This window comes from Candidatus Harpocratesius sp. (assembly GCF_054039255.1).
This window is the reverse complement of the sequence record NZ_JBPLBG010000069.1, coordinates 25,323-45,433: the sequence shown is the minus strand read 5'-3', so window position 1 is coordinate 45,433 and position 20,111 is coordinate 25,323. Positions and strand designations below refer to the sequence as shown.

The following is a 20,111-nucleotide window of genomic DNA, read 5'->3' as shown; positions in this document are numbered from 1 at the left end:
ATTTTTGAAAGGATATTCTAAAATTGATTAAAAAAACTTATTCGCACTGAAATGCAATATAATTTACTTGATATAAATTCTCAAAAGCATCCAAATATCATTATATTTCTGTATTTTCAATCACTACTTTATCAATTTGCATGCAATTATTGTCAATTGCTCTAATGATCAAGCGATTTTCTTCAACCTTGATATGAAGATAATTGAATGTTGTGATGTGTAATTTTAATCCAGTAGGAGTGAAATGTTTATCAGTTAGGTGGGCACCTCCACCTGCTGATACTAAATAAGTTATTCCATCTATGTATAATCGCTCATAACTATGAAAATGAGAACCAATGGATAGTTGAACACCATACTTTTTAAATAGAGGAATCAGTTGATCGATTAATTTAATTCTTACACCACCAACAGCACCGCTATAAAGAGGTTTATGAAGAATTACGATTTTCCACTTGATATTTTTTATACTATTCGCTTTTTCTAATGTTTGTTTAATATATTCAACTTGACTTTTTTTAAGATGATTTGCGTTATCATCAATAAAAATTATCAACACATCATCATATATAAGAGAGTAATCAAGCGATTCCATGTTAAATAGGCGTTTAAAGTACAAAGGATTATCATGATTCCCCCTAACAGGAAAAAGCCGTGTATTTAATCCTACAATGCGAAGATCTTTAAAAAAAGAGGGCCAACCAAAATCCCAAAAAACAAAATCTCCTACATGGATAATAAAATCTTTATTTTCTTTCTTTATTAATTTGAGAATCTGCCGATGTATTTGATTAGTCTTAAATCCAAAGTTTCTGTTATCACTATAAACGATAAATTCCTTATTTTTAGGATTTGATGGATTTAAGAAATTTTCTTTTAATATTTTTGGTGCTAAATATCTTTTAATATGTTTTTTAATTTTCTTCTTTTGAGTATCATTTTCTCTATTTTCTTTATTTTCTTTATTGTGCATCAGAGTCATCAATAGATCATCAGAATATTATAGTTTATTTACATTATCATCATGATCTGGTCTTATCTTTCTCAATTCCTAAATTCTCGAAATATTTTTTAAAGATTTTTTCTTTAAATTCAGTTGTTTTCTGATAATTAAAAAAAATTAGAGAATTTTATTTTTCTGTGAACCTTTTATCCAATTCTCAATATTTGAAATTACAATATCAGCCCTTTTTGAAAATGCTTCAAACGTTGCGAAAGCAATATGTGGAAGTGCAATAACATTTTTAGCATTCAATATTGATAACGAAGGATCTAAAGGTGGCTCAGATTCATAAACATCCACAGCCGCTCCTGCAATTTGATTAGCATTCAGTAGTTGTGCTAAAAAATCATAGTCAACGATAGGCCCCCTGGCACAATTTACTAAATATGCAGATCGTTTCATTAGTCTTAGAAGATTATCATCAATTAAATTGCGAGTCTCTTCAGTTAATGGAAGATGAATGGAAATAATATCAGATTTTTTCATTAAACTTTGTAAATCGGTATAATTTCCACCCAGTTTTTTAAATTCTGATTTTTCACTACGATTATAACCAAGAATTGTGCACTGAAAAGGTTGAAGCAATTCTGTTACTCGAATTCCAATGGCTCCAGTTCCGATTATTCCAATAGTTTTCTGGCTTAGTTCATTGCCTATTAAACCAACTCGTGTTTTTTCTTCGCGCGTTGCTTTATCACATGAAATTATTTTACGATTGCATGTAATCATTAAACCTACGGTTAATTCTGCCACAGACTGAGTAGAATATCCAGCAGCATTAGAAACAGCGATATTTTTTTCTCTACAAGTATCAAGATCAATATGGTCTATCCCTGTAAATGCCACTGAAATAAATTTTAATTTTGAAAGTTTTTCAATAACGGATCTAGGAAATTTAGTATTAGTAATAACAATAATTTCGGCATCTTTACAACGGTTAACAAGCTCGTCATCAGATTGCACTCTATTTTCATAAATAATGATATCATGACCTTGATTTCGAAGCGTTGATAATTTTGAATACAGTAACTCGTTAGAAATTCCTAATGGATCTGAAATTACAATTTTCAATTTACTCGAGTATGTAAATTTGAAAATGCAAATAAACTTATTCGCACTATTCCAAACATAGTTAATTTTGAGAACTGGGATTATTTTCAACAATTTTCTACTGATTGTTTACCTTGGATAATTTGTAAAATAAAATGAGAGAAAAAATAAAGTAAAAATTATCAAAGTAAAACATTTTTGATGGTTTAAGGATAAATTCCACGCATTTCAATCGCTTTAGCAACTCGATGAACAGCAACAAAATATGCAGCAATACGGTAGGTAACGTTTTTCTCTTTGACTAATTCATGAACACTGTCAAAAGCCCGAAGCATAATTTTATCCAATTCTTCATTCACGCGATCTAAGTCCCAGAACAATGCCATACGATCTTGAACCCATTCAAAATATGAGCAAGTAACACCACCTGCGTTAGCTAAAATATCTGGAACTATATCAATACCTTGTTTATTTAAAATCTCATCCGCTTTTGGAGTTGTAGGTCCGTTTGCACCTTCAACAATCACTTTACATTTGATTTTGTCGGCATTACTCTCTGTTATTTGATTTTCTAAAGCACATGGAGCCAAAATAGTGCACTCTAATGTCAAAAGTTCTTCATTTGTGATTTTTTGCGCTTTTGTATATCCTTCTAGAGTCCGATGGGCAGGATCGGAGATGTAAGCAAACATTTCATCGATGTCTAACCCGTCAGGATTGTAATAACCGCCAGAAATGTCAGAAACAGCGATTACTTTATATCCATATTGTTTTGCGGTCAAAGCGGTATACTGTCCAACGTTTCCAAAACCTTGAATCACCAAAGTGCACTCTTCTGGTTTCCATCCATGTCGTTTTGCATATTCATGAGCAATAAAGGCAACACCGTGACCAGTTGCTTGAATACGACCCAAAGAACCTCCAATTTCGACCGGTTTTCCAGTACAGACACCATGAACAACATGACCTTTTTGCATTGAGTAAGTATCCATTATCCAACCCATTTCGCGGGGTCCAGTATTCATATCAGGTGCAGGAATATCAGTTTCTGGGCCGATTACGTTAATAATATTGGCAGTGAATCGTCGTGTTAAGCGTTCTAATTCAGCTTGAGACAATTTTCGAGGATCCACACGGACACCTCCTTTTGCACCACCGTATGGAATTCCAACACAAGCACATTTCCAAGTCATCCACATTGCGAGTGCTTTTACTTCATCCATATCTACATTTGGTGCATATCGGATACCACCTTTACCAGGTCCACGAGCAGAATTATGAAGGACACGAAAGCCTTCAAAGACTTTAAGTTGGCCGTTATCCATTTTTACAGGAACGGCGACTTGAACCATCCGAGTAGGATGAGAAAGATAAGTATAAATATCTTCATTAATACCCATTGCATCGCAGGCGAGTCGCAATTGCTTAAGCGCGTTTTGAAAGGGATTGGTTTCGGTTGACATAATATTCATTTCCTAAATATTGATGAGTGATCATAATTGACTGAATGATCATGATGATCATGATGATCTTGATGATCATATAAAGATATGTATAAGAGATATTTACATGTGATCAAAGTGGGAAGCAAAATGTCGTAAAAGTGAAAAACAGTGCAAGAAAAGGGAAATGAGTGGGTAAGTTGATGCCAGATTTGAGTGTAAGGAGTGCTGATAAATTAAAAAAAACATGAAGTTTCACGATAATCTTTCTCCCTCATCTAGCACTCTGACATAATATCACTCATTTAGATGGTGAAGATTAATGTGAAAGGTCATGAAAAAAAAAAATAAAAAAATAATGACTAATCTGCAGTCGATTCACATTGAAATTATAACTCTTCCATTCCGATTTGCTGAGCATTTGCATATTGTGCGTTTGGATCTGCTCTAAATTCAGAAACATAGTAAACTGTGCCAAATATTTTAGTATTTACTCCTAAATAGACTCTTTCAGCACGTACATCGCCATCTACAATTGTATCTTCAATATCTATCTCATTAACAGCAATAATTGATCCGTGAATTTTCGATACTTTTCCAGGACGGTGAAATTTAAAGCCAATGACACGCACACCGATGAAAACTTTTCTTGCTTCAATATTTTCCATCACTTCAATTTTTCCTGTTATTTCAATTGCATTATTAGAAAGAAGAACTTTTCCAATTGAAGCATTACTTGAAAATTTTGCACCAGCATCAGCAACTACTTTCCCTCCAGCAGTAAAATTACTGGATGCATGTAGATAACCGCTAACCAAGACATTTTCATTAATCGAAGCAGAACTGCTAAACTTTGCATCTTCATCAACTTGAACAGAACCACGACAATTAAAGGAACTTGATGCTTTTAATCCACCGCCAATAACACAATCACCTTCAATATGAGCAGAACTGCTAAATTTAGCATCACCATCTGAAGTTAACAATCCTCCAGTTAAAAAGGAGGAGCTTACATGAAGCTCTCCCACAATTACTTCTTCGCCAACTTTTGCAGAACTGGAGAAATGTGCCTCTTCTTCAACTGACAACCGTCCTTTACATTGAAAAGAACTTGAAGATTTTAAGCTTTCTCCAACAATCATATTTCCACCCACTTTTACACTGGATGAAAATTTGGCATCTTCTTCACTTTGAACTGTTCCATCAACTTTAAATGACCCAGAAGAAGAAATACCTTCTAAAGCAATTAAATTCCCACCGATATGCACACTTCCACTAGCTTTAAAGAAATGACATTCGATATCACCATCTGAACGGCAGCTACCGCTTACTTTAATATCCCGATTATATCGACCAGGAGGGATATTTACTCCTCCACTGACTTTCATGGGAGGTTCTTTTTGAATTAATTCTTCGTTATATTCATCATGCATGATTATCACATCCGATCTATTAACCGATGAAATGTTTCAATCACTTCTTCGGGTTTACTTTTGTATTTAAAAACATCTGATTCTAGTTTTCCATCAATTCCTTCTGCTACAAGTTCATAGATTAAATTTTCTGCGTCTTCTGGAGTTTGTTTAAGTGCTTGGGCCAATTTATCAATGGGAATACCATTTTGAATTCGAATTAATCCAGTAATTCGTTTCTTTAAGCGTTCTTTTTCTTGAATTGAAAGTCTTCCATCAGAATAAGTTTTTTCAGTTGAAGATCGCCTTGATTGTCCAGGAGAAGACATGTTTGCATTATAATTAGAAGATTTTGGATCATTTACTGCGAAATTTGATTCAGAACGCCTAGTTGTAGAAGAATATGGATAAGAGTTTTGAATTTGTTCTTCAACAAATTTTGACATTTTTTTCCCGAATTTGCCTAATTTTTTACCCATTTTTCCTAGGTCTTTATCCAATCCTTCTAAAGACTTCATACCTTGCTTAAATTCTTCCATAGCATCCCTTATCATTTCAGAAACAGAAATCCCTAATTCATCAGCTAATTGCTTCCAATCATCTTTCATATTTTCAGGAAGGGTGAAATTAATGCGTACTTTTTTATTTCGCTCTCGTTCTTGTTGCGTACGGGCTTTGATCTGGGCGATATTCAATCGAGTAGTGGTTTTTTCCACTGCAATTTTCAATTTTCCCATCATAGAACCCATTTTATCCAATTTGTTATCTAATTTTTTCCTGGCATTTTCAGCAATTGAACGAGCCCGTAAGGCTTCTTTCTGGATAACTGCATCTTGAGTTGCTGTCGCTTTATCATATAGATTGGCGGCAATAGCGGCTTTATCTAAAAACTTAGCAAGATATTCACGAACTTCATCTTGAAATTCAACAGTTTCTTCATGAAGATCAATGGCATCTTCTAATTTATCAAGTACATCTTCAGCAACATCAGGAGAAACTTTTTTAATTTCTTTGGAATCTTCTCTAATAGAATATAAAAGTTCTTCCAGCTGGGCAAGTTCTTCTGAAAATTGTTCAAATAAGGATTCTTCTTCAAACATAAGACATCACAAATGGTTTATTAGGTGACTTTGAAAATGCGATTATTTTGGAAGTTTAATGATTGAAATATTTCGATGTAAATATTGGAATAATAATATGGATTTTGCTTATATAGTATGAATAATAAATTAATAGCGCAAACCTTTCTGAAAACAATCGTGTTCATAATAGTATTTTTCATTAGGATACTTCTTTATTTTTTTAAACATAATAATCACATTTTCAGTGTGTATTAATTAATATATAGTGTGTATTGAATTTAAATCTTTGGTAGAATTTAAATTGTAATGATGTTTTTGTCGTGTTTTTTTTTTTATTTTATTTGTTTTTGATTTCCTTTGATGTGTATTGTTCTGATGTATTAAATACGATAATCCGTTCCTGGCGAAAATTAGTAGTTTTCTTCACAAATTTTTGCGATTTTCTCAAGATAATCACATATTATGACCTACATCCGCCATAGTCGATAAGATTGACCCAATAACCAAATTGCCTAAATAGCCTAATTGACAAAATAATCTAATTAGCAAAATAACCTAACTGACAAAATAATCTAATTAGCAAAATAATCTAATTGATAAAATAATCTAATTGAAAAAAAACTGTAATGAGTGAATTGACCTATTTATTATTTATCTAAATTAACCAGATTAACCAAAGTAGCCAAGTGTTCAAAATCTTACCATTGAAATATTTTACTATTATCTTATACATTTAATATCTATTATCCAAATAAACAAATAAAAAAGTGGTCTTTCATATTATGTAAAAACGTATAAAAGTGGTCTTTCGTATTATGTAAAAATCATATAAAAGTGGTCTTCCATAGAAGGATAAATTTAATTACTTTTAATCGATCCTATTTATAATGGAAAAAGAAACAGCCTTTAAGTACATTATATTGGAATTTCAAAATCAGAAACTTCCGTTAATTCATGAAAGATCCTATGATCTTCCAAATACAGATAAAATAGTTACAATTATTGGTATTCGACGCTCAGGAAAAACCTTTTTTCTCTACCAACAAATAAAAAAAATACTCCAACAAAAAATACCTAAAGAGAGAATTGTTTATATTAATTTTGAAGACGATAGATTATTTCCAATTAAACTAAATGATATGAACTTATTTTTAGATGCATATTTTAGCCTCTATCCTAATAACAAAAATAGAAAGAAATATTTCTTTTTTGATGAAATACAGGTTGTTCCTCATTGGGAACTATTTATACGGAGATTATATGATAAAGAAAATGTAAATATATATATAACAGGATCTACTTCAAAGATTTCACTAAAGGAAATTTCTACCGAACTTCGTGGTAGAACAATCCCTATTACATTTTATCCTTTAAATTTTAAAGAATTTCTTCATTTTCGTGATGTTAAGGTAAATAACAATTTAAAATATAGTGAACAAAGACATCAAGTGAAAAAATTATTTGAAAAATATCTTTATGAAGGGGGTTTTCCTGAAGTTGTTCTTTCAAATCAATTAAAATCGAAAATATTGCATACGTATTATGAAATGATTGTATACAAGGATTTAGTTGAAAGATATTCGGTTAGAAACACAATGGCATTAAAATTCTTAATCAAATATCTTCTTACAAATATAGGAAATATTTTCAGTATAAACAAATATTATCACAAACTTCATCAACAAATAAAAATCAGCAAGGATACACTTATTGAATACACCAATTATTTGGTTGAGACAAATTTTATCTTTTTATTATCATTTTTCAGTTATTCTGTAAAGCAACAGCAAGTTAATTCCCCTAAAGTCTACTGCATTGATAATGGTTTACGTAATACAGTTGCATTTAGTTTTTCAAAGGATGAAGGCAGATTAGCTGAAAATCTCGTCTTTATTCATCTTTATAAGAAATACGAGAATATTTTCTATTGGAAAGGGAAAAATGAAGTTGATTTTGTTGTTTTATTACCTGATAATAATATTAAATTAATCAATGTCTCTTATTCTGATGATGAACTTGACCAACGGGAATATAAAGGTTTTGAAGAATTTGAAAAGAAATTTCCAAAAAAAAAGTATGAAAAATGGATTATAACAAAAAATCAAGCAGGATACCAAAATCAAGTAAAATTAATGCCGCTTTGGGAATGGTTAATCGAAAATTAGAAAATAAAAGAAAATTAATGAATTTTTCCTTTAATTTTAAATTTCATCGATTTATATGTTATTTTCTAATATATTATTATTTTAATATTGTTGGTCATAAATTTTCTAAAAAGAATTAAATTTAACTAATCGTTCTATACTTGTTTTATTTTCAAAGATTCGATAAAACTTATTGTATTTTTAATTGTTAAATAAATTCCAACTATATTTTACAATTTAATAAATAAGTAATTCTACTTTGATTTAGCTATAGGCAATTAGTTGAAAAAAGTAAGCAAGTTATGTATATCAACATTGAATTTAGAAGAAAAATTATTTTTTAATCTTGCACATTTAACTATGATTCTCTTGCCTTTCTATAATAGTGATCTCCACCTCCATTCACCTTATTCAATTGCAGTCTCCAAAAATATTTCATTAGAAACATTAAATCAGACAGCTCAAATTAAAGGTATCGATATTTTGGGGACTGGAGATATCACACAACCTAATTGGCGCAATTATATGCGGGAGAATTTGAAAAAAACAGATGGAGCATGGAGATTTAAAAAAACAGCATTTATTCTTCAAACAGAATTAGAGGATAGTGAATCAATACATCATCTAATTTTACTTCCAGATTTCTCTTCAGTTGACGTATTAATAGAAAAAATTAGACCATATGTAAAAAATATTGATGGAAGATGGGCAGGTAGGCCACATGTACACCGCACACCTCAAGAATTAGTTGAAATTGTTTCAGATGTGAACGGTTTAATTGGTCCCGCTCATGCTTTCACACCCTTTAAATCTATTTTTAGACAGGGAAAATTCAATTCGCTAAAAAAAGCTTATGGGACAGCGGTGAAAAAACTTGCATTTTTAGAACTGGGATTATCAGCAGATACATATCTAGCCGATAGGATGGAAGAACTTCAAAATATTACCTTTCTCAGCAATAGTGATGCACATTCCGAAGGATTAGATGCAGTAGGCAGAGAATTAAATAGGTTTTCCATTGAAGAACCCACATTTAATGAACTTGAGAAAGCACTATTACGAAAAGGAAATCGTAAAATAATTTTAAATTTAGGATTAGATCCCCGTTTAGGAAAATACTACCAAATGTTTTGCTCAAAATGTCGTAGAAGAGTCTTAAGATCAATTCAGAATAAAATAAAAAACAAGAAGATCATAGATAATAAACAAGAAATATCAAAATACTTGAATATTTTTGGATTTCCTTTGAAATCTTGGGATGATACATTCTTATATTACGAATTTCCAACTAAACAGAGAGAACAACAATTTCTAAAGTTAGTAGCAAAGAAGAAGATCGAATGTGAAGCTTGTCGCAAAATCATTCTTAAAGATCCTAAACGCAAGAAAAATAGCAAAATTCCACATCTTCAACTCGGTGTAAGTGAGCGAATAAATGATTTAGCCACTTGGGATAGTCCTCATCATCCTGATCACCGTCCACCTTATCTTCGTATGATTCCATTAATTGAACTATTAGCAAAAATATTTAAAATAAAAACCCTAAAATCTAAAACCCTCAATCAACATTACCAAACTCTCGTTTCTAAATATGGAAATGAATTTCATATCGTTGTTGATTTAGATTTAGAAAATGTTAAAAAAAACCTTAATACGAGCAAATATGAACAGATGTTTAACACGATTCAAGCATTTCGCAATAATAATATCACCATAACTCCTGGTGGAGGGGGAAAATTTGGTGAAATCAAATTGTAGTCAATTTTTTATGATATTTACAGTCTTAAATCGGATGCAATAGATCTTTAGGATGATTGCCAATAAAAATTTGGAGAAAAGCATAGTTTCTTGGAAAAGAGCATATTATTAACTCAAGAGTCCCCCTAATTCGTACCTTTTCTAATAATCGAACATTTTCGGTAAATCGCCCTCTTAGTGTAAATATTTGCCGAATTTGTTCTATGTTAATCCCAAAGTTATCGAGAATTTTCTGTTTTTCATGATTTAATACAGGATATTGAATGATTTGAATATTTCCCAATTCTACCTTGCAAGGTGTAATCCACCAATATTCATCTCCTATTACTTGTGCTTCAACTTCAATTTTTCCAAAAGTTTGAATTTTCTGATTTTCAAATTGATTAATTTTTGCATATGATTCACGATTTTCAAATTCAAAATAACGAATAAAGAATTCTCGATTTTTAAAAAAACCTTGATGTAATTTTCTAAGTTCCATATGAGTAAATGTGTGAAAAGGAATATGATGAGCAGGAACCCTCATTTTATATAGTTTTTGTAATTGTTCTACAGAATAAGCTCTTATTTTTGATTTATGAGCGCCCTTCTCCTCTCGAAAAAGGTTTGAAAGATACTGTCTCACTCGCAAACTTGCATCAAAACCAAAAATAATCAGATCAATATCTGAATTCTCATCATCCATTCCTATTAGGCAAGATCCAGTAATTCCAAAATGGTTTTGGTCTAATCCCGTACCTTCACATAATTCATGGATAAAATCTGATGCATCTTCAATAACAACACTGTTTTTAATATTTCTAAATGATTCAAATTCATTTTTTTTGTTTATCGAATTAATTTCTTCAGTGATGATTTTTTTTTGATCTTTTTGTATATTTGTAAATTCTATAGATTCGGGATAGAAATGATTTTTAATTAAAGAATATGGAACAAGTGGAATTAAAAAATCACGATTCTTATGAGAAAGAGGAATATTTGGAAATATTAATTTTAGAATTTCAAATTTAGCAGCTAAAGATTTTACTTTAAAAAATGTTTTAGAAGATTTAATTCTAGGTTTTTGATGAAAAAGGTTAACAATTTTTGTTTGATTGATATTATTTATACGACTTTGAGGAATATAACGGGGAAGCGCCACCACAGCACCTTTGGGATGCTGAAAACCCTTCACTTCAAAAAAACTTCCATCAATTAACTCAATAAAGTCTCCTTCCAGAAATATGCTCATTTTTTTCCTTAATTTTATTTGGAATCAAACATTTATCAAAATAATGAAAATGGAAAATCTTATCCGAGAAATGCTTATACAATTAGGAGAAGATCCAGAAAGAGAAGGATTATTGAAAACTCCAGAGCGAACCGCCAAAGCAATGAAATTCTTAACACAAGGATATACACAAGATATTCAAGAAGTAATTAATGGTGCTCTATTTGAAAGTGAATCTGATGAGATGATTATTGTTAAAAATATTGAAGTCTATTCAATGTGCGAACACCATATGCTTCCATTTATTGGAAAATGTCATTTAGGATACATCCCAAATGGTAAAATTATTGGTTTATCAAAAATTGCTCGAATAGTTGATGTATTTGCTCGACGATTGCAAATCCAGGAAAGGCTTACTAAGCAAATTGCAGATGCAGTTATGAAATATACAGGTGCAATGGGAGTAGGTGTTGTAATCGAAGCACAACACTTGTGCATGATGATGCGAGGTGTTGAAAAGCAGAATTCAGTAATGACCACGTCATCAATGACAGGGGTTTTCCGGAAAGATCCAAAAACTCGAACGGAATTTCTGAGTTTAATTCAAAAAAGTTGATTATTCATTAATTAAAACAATTTAATTGCAAGAAATCAAATATGAAGACAGAATAATTTGACAATAAAAAAAAATACTTCCCTCGTTATTCTCTTATTTGTCTAATTTTTCTTTCTTTTTTCATTTATGATGACGATTTTTTATCCATTTTAATGTATGGTCAATAAATTCCGTTAAATGTTCACCTTGAAACTCGTGAGTAGCACCTTTTACTTCAATATACTTCTGCTCTGCTTTATTTGGAAGAAATGAATAAGCTTTACGCGTCCATTTAGGTAAAACACCATTATCTGCATCTCCTTGTATGATTAAACAAGATTCAGTAAAATTCTGTAACCTTTCTTCAATATTTATCGCCCAAATAGTATCTAAAAAAGATTTTTCAATTATTAATGGTTCATTATTAGCAGAAGGAACACTTATTGGTTTTCGACTGAATATAGCTGCAATTCTCATGAAAAAACCTTTCTTTCCAATGATCTTTCGCATATAAAAGGCAGGTGCCCAAAAGACGGTCGTAATTCGTTCAGGAATATTGGCTAACAAAGATGTTAGACCTCCAAAACTTAAACCAATAATGCTTATTTTATTAAAACCTTGATTCTTACTCCATGAAAATACAGATTCGAGATCTTTTACTTGTTGAGTGATTGTTACAGGTATTCTTGGGTTTTTTCCTGAACCCGAAAAATCAAAAGTAAGTGCAGCAAAACCGATCTCAGTAAACTTCTCTGCTGTAGCTGGAAAACGTCCCCATTCATTCTGATCACCAGTAAAACCATGGCATAGAATTACAAGATCACTTGGGGAAGAATTATCTTCAGGTAAATATAGAATTCCACCTAAAGTTTGCTGATTGCTTGTTGGAATTTGAAGTTCTCTTTGATTCATAAGATCATATCCTTCAATTTAAAATTGAATTAACTTATATTTGAAAATTATTTTTGTTTATTCGATCAATCAATTAATCAGATAAAAAAGCATGAACAGACTAATTTTGCTCAAATGCAGTTCCAAATTTTAAGGCTAGCTCTGCTCGGTAAAGTTCTTTTCCCAAATAAGCCGCATGATCTAATCGACTAACAAGATTTTTCTTAAAAATATTTTTATAGAGTGATTCAGCATTATTACCAATAAAAATTCGTGGTTTTTCATTATAATTAGTGTAATGTACAGCAACTATCTGATTTTTGTCAAGATCGACATATATTTTAAAAAATCCTGAGGGATCCATCTTTGCTTCTGTGATATTGGGTGAAATTGTGTAAATTTCTGCTTTTTGCTTATTTTTCCCCTCTTGATTTTGAAATAACATAGTAGGAACAGGAGTGTATTCCCTCTTGGATTTGAAAGAAAAGGCATTCATTCCCAAATTTATTGGAGGTGCTTTATTTACTTTCGCTAAAAACATTAAATTAGAACTTTTTTGAAATTCTGATATAACCATATGGCATTTTTTAGAATGTTCTGTTAAAAGAACACCTGAAATCTGCAGTTCTGTAAACAATGAAGAAAGCAAGGCAGTAATTCCTGGAGAATCTGCATCCATCAATTCGATTACATTACTTGCGCCTGCAAATAATTGGGGAATTGGAAGATTGTTAAAATGATAAAAACTTGATTTCTTCTTTTCGATCTTTAATTGTATTTGATTTAATTTATTTAAATTTGAATGATTTTGATTTGAATCATTAAGATTTATTTGTTCCGAATTCGGATCATCTTGATTTTGAAGAGTGTTAATTAAATGCCGAAGAATCCAATATCGTTGGAGGGAATTAACCAAACCAGGGCAAATCGGCGTGCTTAACAAAGGATCTAAAAGGATTTTCTTAAATCCATAAGAACTGACTTTATAATAAAAATCAACTAATATTTTCAAATACGAGGATTCTAATGGGCCAAACTGTTTAAATTTAAATAGAAAAGGCAAATGAGAATTATCATAATAGAATTTATAATCAGAAGGAGAGAATTCTGGCGGAATAAGACAAACTACAGTGATATCTTTAGGTATATCTTTCAATTGATCAAAATTATTCGGTGTTAAACTTAAAACCATAGATGCCCCATATTTTACTGCAGTGCGTATTTCTGAGGCATTTCCACTGTCAATTGAAAAAGGAACGGCATATTTTTTTCTTAATTTGGGAAGAATCTCTTGAATTCTCGCGCAATGTTCCTCATAAGACACACAACCTAAATCAATTATATCAGCGCCATGTTCAATAAGTAATTCAATTTTTTTAAAGAGAAGGTCGTTTGAAAGAAGAGGAAAATCAACAATTTCACCTAAAACAACTGGTGGAAGATGGGGACTAAAAATAACATCAGGAAATTCAGATGAGAGTGAAAAGGAAGGACTAAGGGAGCCATTTTTTAGTGATTTGAGAACTTTTTTTATATGTTTATTAAAATTCTCTCGACCTAAACTATAAGGTGTGAATTCTGCGAGTTTTAATGATTTTAGATCATTAATTGATGTCTGTTTTAATAATTCGGTAATTTGAGATGCAAATTTTGGCCCTTTAATAATTGGAATATGAATTGTTTTTTCTATCTTATTTGGATTCCATGGTATCAGCCCTGAAATCATTATCAGATCATATTTTTCTAAAGAAATTTTCTGCAAACAGTTCAGAATAGATTGCGGTGAACTAAGCGAAATGACAGATACAGGACATTGATGGACAAAAAGTTGAAATCGATTATCCACAAATTGTTCATGTAAAGATTCTAATTGTGAAAACGCTTCTTTTCCTGTTACTAAAAGAATCTTAGTTATACTCATATTAAAACCTTAATTTAATGGAAAATTTTCTTGAACTGCTTTACATAAATTTAGAGGGTTCTCAAATAAAGAAACTGTAGGAAATTTTCGTAAAGATCGCGCGTTTTGGCTGTTAAAATTATCTACAGTAATTTGGATTGTTTCGCCATTTGGTGTAATGGTTGAGATAATACCTGGTTTTAAATCACAAGGAACTGCGTAAATTGGGCCATTTCCTTTAATCATTTGTGAAAAGATATTTGTTATTAATGAATCTGCAATTCCAACATTCATTTTTCCAACAGAATTAGCAGAAAGTGGACTGAGAATTAATAAATTATATGCATGAAGATTAAATTTAGCACAAATAGGAAATCCAGGTGGTTGATCTTTTTCACGATATATATGTTTAATCTCCTGCGGATGCAAAGACTGCAAATTTTTTAAACTGTCATATAATCTATAAGTGTTTAATACAGTCTCAGCAGCTGCAGATAGAAAAATATCAATTTTCCATCCTTTTTCAACTAAAACTGTGAAACAATCAATACTTTCTTTTAAGAGATGACCAGAACCAGTAATACCCCATGCTATTTTTTCATGTCCCATGATGAAATTTTACTGTACATTGATTTAAATATTTAGCTTTTTTTGGATTTGTGTTAATTAAAAAGAGATAAAGTGATAAAAAAGAAATGAGATTTGCGAAAAAGATGTGAAAGATTAATTAAAATATTCGCGCGCTTTTTGTTGCTGCTGAAAAAATTTGACAAATTCACTGCAAGAATACTTCTCATAATAATAGCTTTCTTTCTGTTGATATTCACTGAAATAATAATATCCATTTTTATAAGCAAAAAATGCAGAATATTTTTGAATCACCATTATATTTTTCCTTCAAATTTTACGTTTAAAAGAATTTCCTTGACAGCAATCAAAATAAATTTATTTTACAGCCGTCAAACAAATCTTTTTATTATGGCAATTAAAAAAACAATATATGACAGAAATTAAGTCAAATGTGTATAGATTAGTTTGAAGCGGGGCGAATTTATTCTGGATTTAACCCCAATGTCAAAGATTTTTTCCTTTAAAACGTTGGAACTCGCTAATCGATATTATTTAGCATGTTTTTTTTTAGGACAGGGAAAAAATGGCAAAGAATTGTTGATTTGGATGAGCGAAGTGAAGTTAGAAGGAACTATGAACACTGTGACAGTGCGAATAAGTTTATTTAAATTCTTCAAAGGGAAAATAGATATCGTCGAGAATTGTTCCTTTTGTTTCAAATAATCCCAAATGATCTAGGAGGTCTTGAATTTGCCCTCCCAGAATTCCTTCTGCAATAAGACAAGCACCTTGAGCCGCAGTTTTCGCTTGTTTTGAGTAAGATTTTAAATAATCAAATTCAAATAAAGGGTTTTCACCTAATTTAAATAATTGAAGTCGTTTTTGAAGTTTATTTTTCAACCATTGAAGATCGATCCCTGAGCCAGTCAACAGAACTATAATTTGATAATTTGAAGAAGAACGATAAGAAGAATGGATTTTTGTAAAGTAAAATGAGCTTGCAAGTTGGAGAAGGGCTTTTGCTATTTGTTCGATCAGCATTAATTTGATGGGAGAATTTTCAGCTAATTGTTTAAACCTTTTATATCCAAGTTGATTCTTTTTTATATTGTCATAATTAATATTGTCATCTATACTCTTATTGTTTGAAATCCTAAGATCAAAAGACGATAATATTGAATCAATTCCACCTTGATAAATAGACTTTTTAGATTCAATGTGATCTTTAGCTAAGTAAACGAGTTCAGAATCCATTCTTCCCATTGACTTAAATCCAATTAGATTGCTTCCACCAATACCATCAATAATTTTGCCCTTTTCTACAGCAACAGCTGCAGAAAATCCACGTCCTATTTCTAGCATTATATAATTAATTTCTTGAAATTTAAGATCTCTTTCATTCGATATTTGGTTAATTCCTTGAACCACATTGCATACTTTATCTGCTGTTCCCATATCTATTATATTTATTTTTCGATGACGTGGCACAGTTGAAAAATGCTTCACTCCAGGGATAATATAAATTGGTATTGAAAGGTCAATAGACACTTCTTTCAAAAGATAAAGAACTTGGCTTAAACCCATTATTGCTTGTTCCTTAGATGAATGTAGCGTAATTAGAGAAATTTCATGTTGTGAAATATTAGAAATATCCCTAAATGGCAGACCAAATCCACTAGGCGCGGCAATTGCATCCAATGGAAGCTGTTCTTTAATTAAATTCACCACTAATTCAGGATTTGCTTTTATTAAAGAAGAAGAAAGAGTAAAATCGAAAAATGTGACTCGTGAATCACCCTCAATCTCACATCCATAAAAATCCCATGAAACACTCCCTGGATCAACGCCCAACACCCGCATGAAAATCAATATAGTTAGGATTTAGAGATTTTTCAACTTTCCCGAAAATTCTTTTAGTTCAACAACATATACTAAATAAACATGAATGAATTCTCTTCAGATAGAATATATGATGATTTACTCACTTTCAAGCCATTTATTAATTATGAATCAATTGTTTGTGTATTTTTTCCCAATACAGAAAAAAAAATTAATGCTGCATGCATTGGTGTTCATTTTACACCAACAAACGAAGTTTATATTCATGCATATGAAGATACACATACAAAAGAATTGTTAAATGTCGGAACTCGCTTTTCTATCAATTTTTCAGAGAATTTTTATGAATACGTTGTGGCGGCTTTAAGACGGAAAGATCATGATGAACCCATAGATGAATTGCCCAGATCAGCTTTTTTATTAACTGATTCTGTACCAATTCTAAAAAGCTCATGGGCAGCAGTTGAATGTGAAGTTTTAGATTTACCTTCATCATTACTTGAAAGACCAGTATGTAAACGGAGAGAACTTCCAAATATTCGTGCTCGAATTATTAAAAAGGAGGTTTTCCGACTACCTATATTATTCAATAATAGATCTATGAATCTATCAATTGAAGCACTAATATTAGTTACCAGAATTCCTATTTATGAAAAATACTCAAAAGAATTTAATGATGCATTAAAAACATATAATATTATCAAACGAAAGATCATTAGTTGGCGAGATATGGAAAGATTTCATCAATCTTATGAATTAATGGATAATTATCTGATTGAAAATGGAGTAAAACCCCAAGATGTATCATTTTTTTAACGATCTATATCTTTTTATAAATTCTTCCCCAAAAATTGGAATTCCATGATCTAAGGCATCTAAAATATGTTTTCTCTTTAATTTCATCATTGATTCAAATTCTTCAACAGAATAGCAAAATAAGTCAACTGCAACATCAGTTGGTAAATGCTGAACCATTTTTTTCGTTCTTTGCATATAATCAGTATCGAAATTCCCGATAATTAAAAGATCATAATCTGAATAAAAAAGAGCTTCATTGCGGGATTGTGAGCCAAATAAAATAAATGCATGAACATCATAATTATTTTTGATATAAAAGATAAAATTGTGGAATTTACTTAATATCTCCTGCTTTATTTTCTTTTTAGATTTTTGGATGATCATAGTAAAATACTCACTTTTTAGATTTTTGAATAATAGAATAAAGATAATTTAATATTTCTAAAGCTTTATGCATTACATCTTCTGCCGCATTTTGGTCATAAACATCTTTGGGAGTCAATCCAGGCAAAACATCAGGATATCTTGAAGTTGTATAATGTCGATCGAGCTCCATTGCATAGCTTTTAATGTACGCGGGAATGTCATTTAAATTAACTTCTATTTCTTGGAATAATTTTGTGATAGAATGCCCCCATGGTTGAGAATTAAATTGAAAATGTAAAGCTTTCACCATTTTTTCAGCCGCTTGTTGAGCATGGAAAACCGCTCCATTGAATTTTGATGCTGCAATCAGTATTTTTGCCATTTCATAATCATTCCAAGCTTCTTCTGCCCAAATATAGCATTGCTTGCGAACCATAATTCTCTACTTTATTTATGAAATATAAATACTTAAAACCTTTGAAATTTTCAGCCTAAATCGAGGCAAAATTCATCATATTCTCTTTTTTCCCGCCTATTTGTATAAATTCGAGTAGAAATCTTGGAATTAACTTGAAAGAAAATGGTATTGTAAGTAAGATGTGTACCTTTGTTAGGAATTTGAGTGGGTGTTATGAAGATCTGATCATCCCAAAGAATATTTAATGCACCATCAAGGGATTTCTCGGTATTTGGAAGCAGAATTTTGCTGCGATCCCATCGTCTTTTAGTTGTTGAAACAGAACTGTCAGGAACGCTAATATCTGCAAATTTAGGAGCAATGTAATGATTAGGATGAAAAAAACGATCTTCAATTTCTGTTACCGCAAAATCATTTCCTGTAATTTCAACATTTACTGCTCGATATTCCTTAAGACTGGCAATGTTATAACTTACCCCACCAGTTCGGGGAGAAAACCCATGAGCTCGTTCTACAGCCTGCTCAATTGATTTTGATTCGAGCATCCACCTACCTAAAACAGTGCGAGGAATTCCTACAGCACCTATTGGATCAGGAACATAATTGCAGGTAATAACGATTCCATTGGAATTCATTCCATGCGAATAACCGGGAATACAGCCAGGGTATGTATGACAAAATATAGTTAAATCTTCACTTAATTTCATCTGCAAATAATAAGAATTTTCACACATCACTTTGTTATGATCTTCGTTATGAACCAACAGTATTTCTTTTTGAACACCGTTTTGAACGACTTTTTTTGTTTTAAAAATAACTGTGGAACAATTTTCATGTTCAAATAAGTGGAATAAATTAATTAGCAAAATTTTTTGATAATCAATACCCGAACCATCTGAAATCCCGTGAATTTCCTCTAAATACTGCGGAAAATGATTTTTGATTAATTTTTCTGCAGTTTTTACTTTTTGAGGGTTTCTATGATCATACTTTTCTAAATTTTGTATTCGAATACTTTTTTGAAGCACATTATTTATTTGATTTCGAAAATTCTGTCCAACTTTAAATCCAATTTCATAATTAGAACCTTCCACTGTAAGAAATGGAAAATACTTGAAAGATTGCTCAACCATTAAAATAAATAACATAACTCTGAATTTGAAAGTTGACATTTAGCTTATTTTTCATTAAATAAATGTGAATAAACAAAAAAAAAAGAAGATCTAGCATTATAATTGGGTTATATTTTTAATAAACATCATAGGATAATTTAAATCTGACATCCATTGGACTCGACCAACAACTTTCCAGTTTCTATAGACTACTTCTACTTCTGCTTGAAGATTCTTACCAGAAACGTATGTATAATCATATTCATTAGATTTGACATAATGATGACTCATTCCTTCTTTTAAATCAGCAATTTCCACTTTAACAGACTTAACAAAAGGTTGACATTCAATTGAGGCTTTAATACCAGCAGCGATATGTTTCTTTGTCTCTTCATCATTTTTAATAGGTGCACCAAAAACCAGATGAAATAATGCAGCTAATTTAATCCCTAATTCAAATATTGCGATTTCTCTATCTGATACATCAGAAGAATGATAATCACGAGCAAGGTCTTCCATAT

General features: G+C 31.0%; 19 protein-coding genes. 4 read left to right on the top strand and 15 right to left on the bottom strand.

Annotation, left to right across the window (positions count from 1 at the left end; translation table 11 throughout):
* Positions 1-100 precede the first annotated feature (100 nt).
* The 5 genes from ACXLDF_RS15040 to ACXLDF_RS15020 form a co-directional block, all read right to left on the bottom strand.
* Positions 101-982, bottom strand: coding sequence for a metallophosphoesterase family protein (locus ACXLDF_RS15040; protein WP_457559368.1), 882 nt, complete (start codon positions 980-982; stop codon positions 101-103).
* A gap of 138 nt (positions 983-1,120) precedes the next feature.
* Positions 1,121-2,074 (bottom strand): NAD(P)-dependent oxidoreductase, encoded by a 954-nt coding sequence (locus ACXLDF_RS15035; RefSeq protein WP_457559367.1) that lies wholly within the window; start codon positions 2,072-2,074, stop codon positions 1,121-1,123.
* A 185-nt stretch (positions 2,075-2,259) separates the two neighbouring features.
* A complete protein-coding gene (locus ACXLDF_RS15030; protein WP_457559366.1) occupies positions 2,260-3,516 on the bottom strand; it encodes a Glu/Leu/Phe/Val family dehydrogenase in 1,257 nt (418 codons plus the stop codon).
* Between the two features lie 368 nt (positions 3,517-3,884).
* Complete coding sequence (locus tag ACXLDF_RS15025) at positions 3,885-4,928, bottom strand: hypothetical protein (protein ID WP_457559365.1); 1,044 nt, start codon at positions 4,926-4,928, stop codon at positions 3,885-3,887.
* 5 nt (positions 4,929-4,933) lie between these two features.
* The gene (locus ACXLDF_RS15020; RefSeq protein WP_457559364.1) at positions 4,934-6,007 is read right to left on the bottom strand and encodes a ribbon-helix-helix protein, CopG family; all 1,074 of its coding nucleotides are present in this window, start codon (positions 6,005-6,007) and stop codon (positions 4,934-4,936) included.
* Positions 6,008-6,876: 869 nt separating this feature from the next.
* On the opposite strand from ACXLDF_RS15020, the gene ACXLDF_RS15015 reads away from it, so the two are divergent.
* Positions 6,877-8,154 (top strand): ATP-binding protein, encoded by a 1,278-nt coding sequence (locus tag ACXLDF_RS15015; protein ID WP_457559363.1) that lies wholly within the window; start codon positions 6,877-6,879, stop codon positions 8,152-8,154.
* 339 nt (positions 8,155-8,493) lie between these two features.
* Positions 8,494-9,891, top strand: a complete 1,398-nt coding sequence (locus tag ACXLDF_RS15010; protein ID WP_457559362.1) for an endonuclease Q family protein — start codon at positions 8,494-8,496, stop codon at positions 9,889-9,891.
* A gap of 25 nt (positions 9,892-9,916) precedes the next feature.
* Here ACXLDF_RS15010 and ACXLDF_RS15005 read toward each other — a convergent pair whose 3' ends face one another.
* On the bottom strand, positions 9,917-11,122 hold the full coding sequence (locus ACXLDF_RS15005; protein WP_457559361.1) for a hypothetical protein: 1,206 nt from the start codon (positions 11,120-11,122) through the stop codon (positions 9,917-9,919).
* A 49-nt stretch (positions 11,123-11,171) separates the two neighbouring features.
* Here ACXLDF_RS15005 and folE point away from each other — a divergent pair, with 49 nt between their 5' ends.
* Positions 11,172-11,717, top strand: coding sequence for a GTP cyclohydrolase I FolE (folE, locus tag ACXLDF_RS15000; protein ID WP_457559360.1), 546 nt, complete (start codon positions 11,172-11,174; stop codon positions 11,715-11,717).
* 120 nt (positions 11,718-11,837) lie between these two features.
* Here the strand turns inward: folE and ACXLDF_RS14995 are convergent, their stop codons facing one another.
* The 5 genes from ACXLDF_RS14995 to ACXLDF_RS14975 form a co-directional block, all read right to left on the bottom strand.
* Positions 11,838-12,608, bottom strand: coding sequence for an alpha/beta hydrolase (locus ACXLDF_RS14995; RefSeq protein ID WP_457559359.1), 771 nt, complete (start codon positions 12,606-12,608; stop codon positions 11,838-11,840).
* A 100-nt stretch (positions 12,609-12,708) separates the two neighbouring features.
* On the bottom strand, positions 12,709-14,508 hold the full coding sequence (locus ACXLDF_RS14990; protein WP_457559358.1) for a DUF4346 domain-containing protein: 1,800 nt from the start codon (positions 14,506-14,508) through the stop codon (positions 12,709-12,711).
* A 9-nt stretch (positions 14,509-14,517) separates the two neighbouring features.
* Entirely contained in the window at positions 14,518-15,096 is a 579-nt protein-coding gene (locus tag ACXLDF_RS14985; RefSeq protein WP_457559357.1) for a flavoprotein, read from the bottom strand.
* Positions 15,097-15,210: 114 nt separating this feature from the next.
* Positions 15,211-15,372, bottom strand: a complete 162-nt coding sequence (locus tag ACXLDF_RS14980) for a hypothetical protein (protein ID WP_457559356.1) — start codon at positions 15,370-15,372, stop codon at positions 15,211-15,213.
* A gap of 345 nt (positions 15,373-15,717) precedes the next feature.
* Positions 15,718-16,917, bottom strand: a complete 1,200-nt coding sequence (locus tag ACXLDF_RS14975) for a DUF1464 family protein (protein WP_457559355.1) — start codon at positions 16,915-16,917, stop codon at positions 15,718-15,720.
* Positions 16,918-16,998: 81 nt separating this feature from the next.
* On the opposite strand from ACXLDF_RS14975, the gene ACXLDF_RS14970 reads away from it, so the two are divergent.
* On the top strand, positions 16,999-17,712 hold the full coding sequence (locus ACXLDF_RS14970) for a DUF447 domain-containing protein (protein ID WP_457559354.1): 714 nt from the start codon (positions 16,999-17,001) through the stop codon (positions 17,710-17,712).
* Here the strand turns inward: ACXLDF_RS14970 and ACXLDF_RS14965 are convergent.
* The 4 genes from ACXLDF_RS14965 to ACXLDF_RS14950 all read right to left on the bottom strand — a co-directional run bounded on the left by ACXLDF_RS14965 (position 17,701) and on the right by ACXLDF_RS14950 (position 20,109).
* Entirely contained in the window at positions 17,701-18,078 is a 378-nt protein-coding gene (locus ACXLDF_RS14965; RefSeq protein ID WP_457559353.1) for a nucleotidyltransferase domain-containing protein, read from the bottom strand. The genes ACXLDF_RS14970 and ACXLDF_RS14965 overlap by 12 nt on opposite strands.
* A 10-nt stretch (positions 18,079-18,088) precedes the next feature.
* Positions 18,089-18,496: a HEPN domain-containing protein gene (locus tag ACXLDF_RS14960; protein ID WP_457559352.1), complete on the bottom strand. Its 408-nt coding sequence runs from the start codon at positions 18,494-18,496 to the stop codon at positions 18,089-18,091.
* A 50-nt stretch (positions 18,497-18,546) separates the two neighbouring features.
* On the bottom strand, positions 18,547-19,611 hold the full coding sequence (locus ACXLDF_RS14955) for a C45 family autoproteolytic acyltransferase/hydrolase (protein ID WP_457559351.1): 1,065 nt from the start codon (positions 19,609-19,611) through the stop codon (positions 18,547-18,549).
* A gap of 96 nt (positions 19,612-19,707) precedes the next feature.
* Positions 19,708-20,109: a dihydroneopterin aldolase family protein gene (locus ACXLDF_RS14950; protein WP_457559350.1), complete on the bottom strand. Its 402-nt coding sequence runs from the start codon at positions 20,107-20,109 to the stop codon at positions 19,708-19,710.
* Positions 20,110-20,111: the final 2 nt, after the last annotated feature.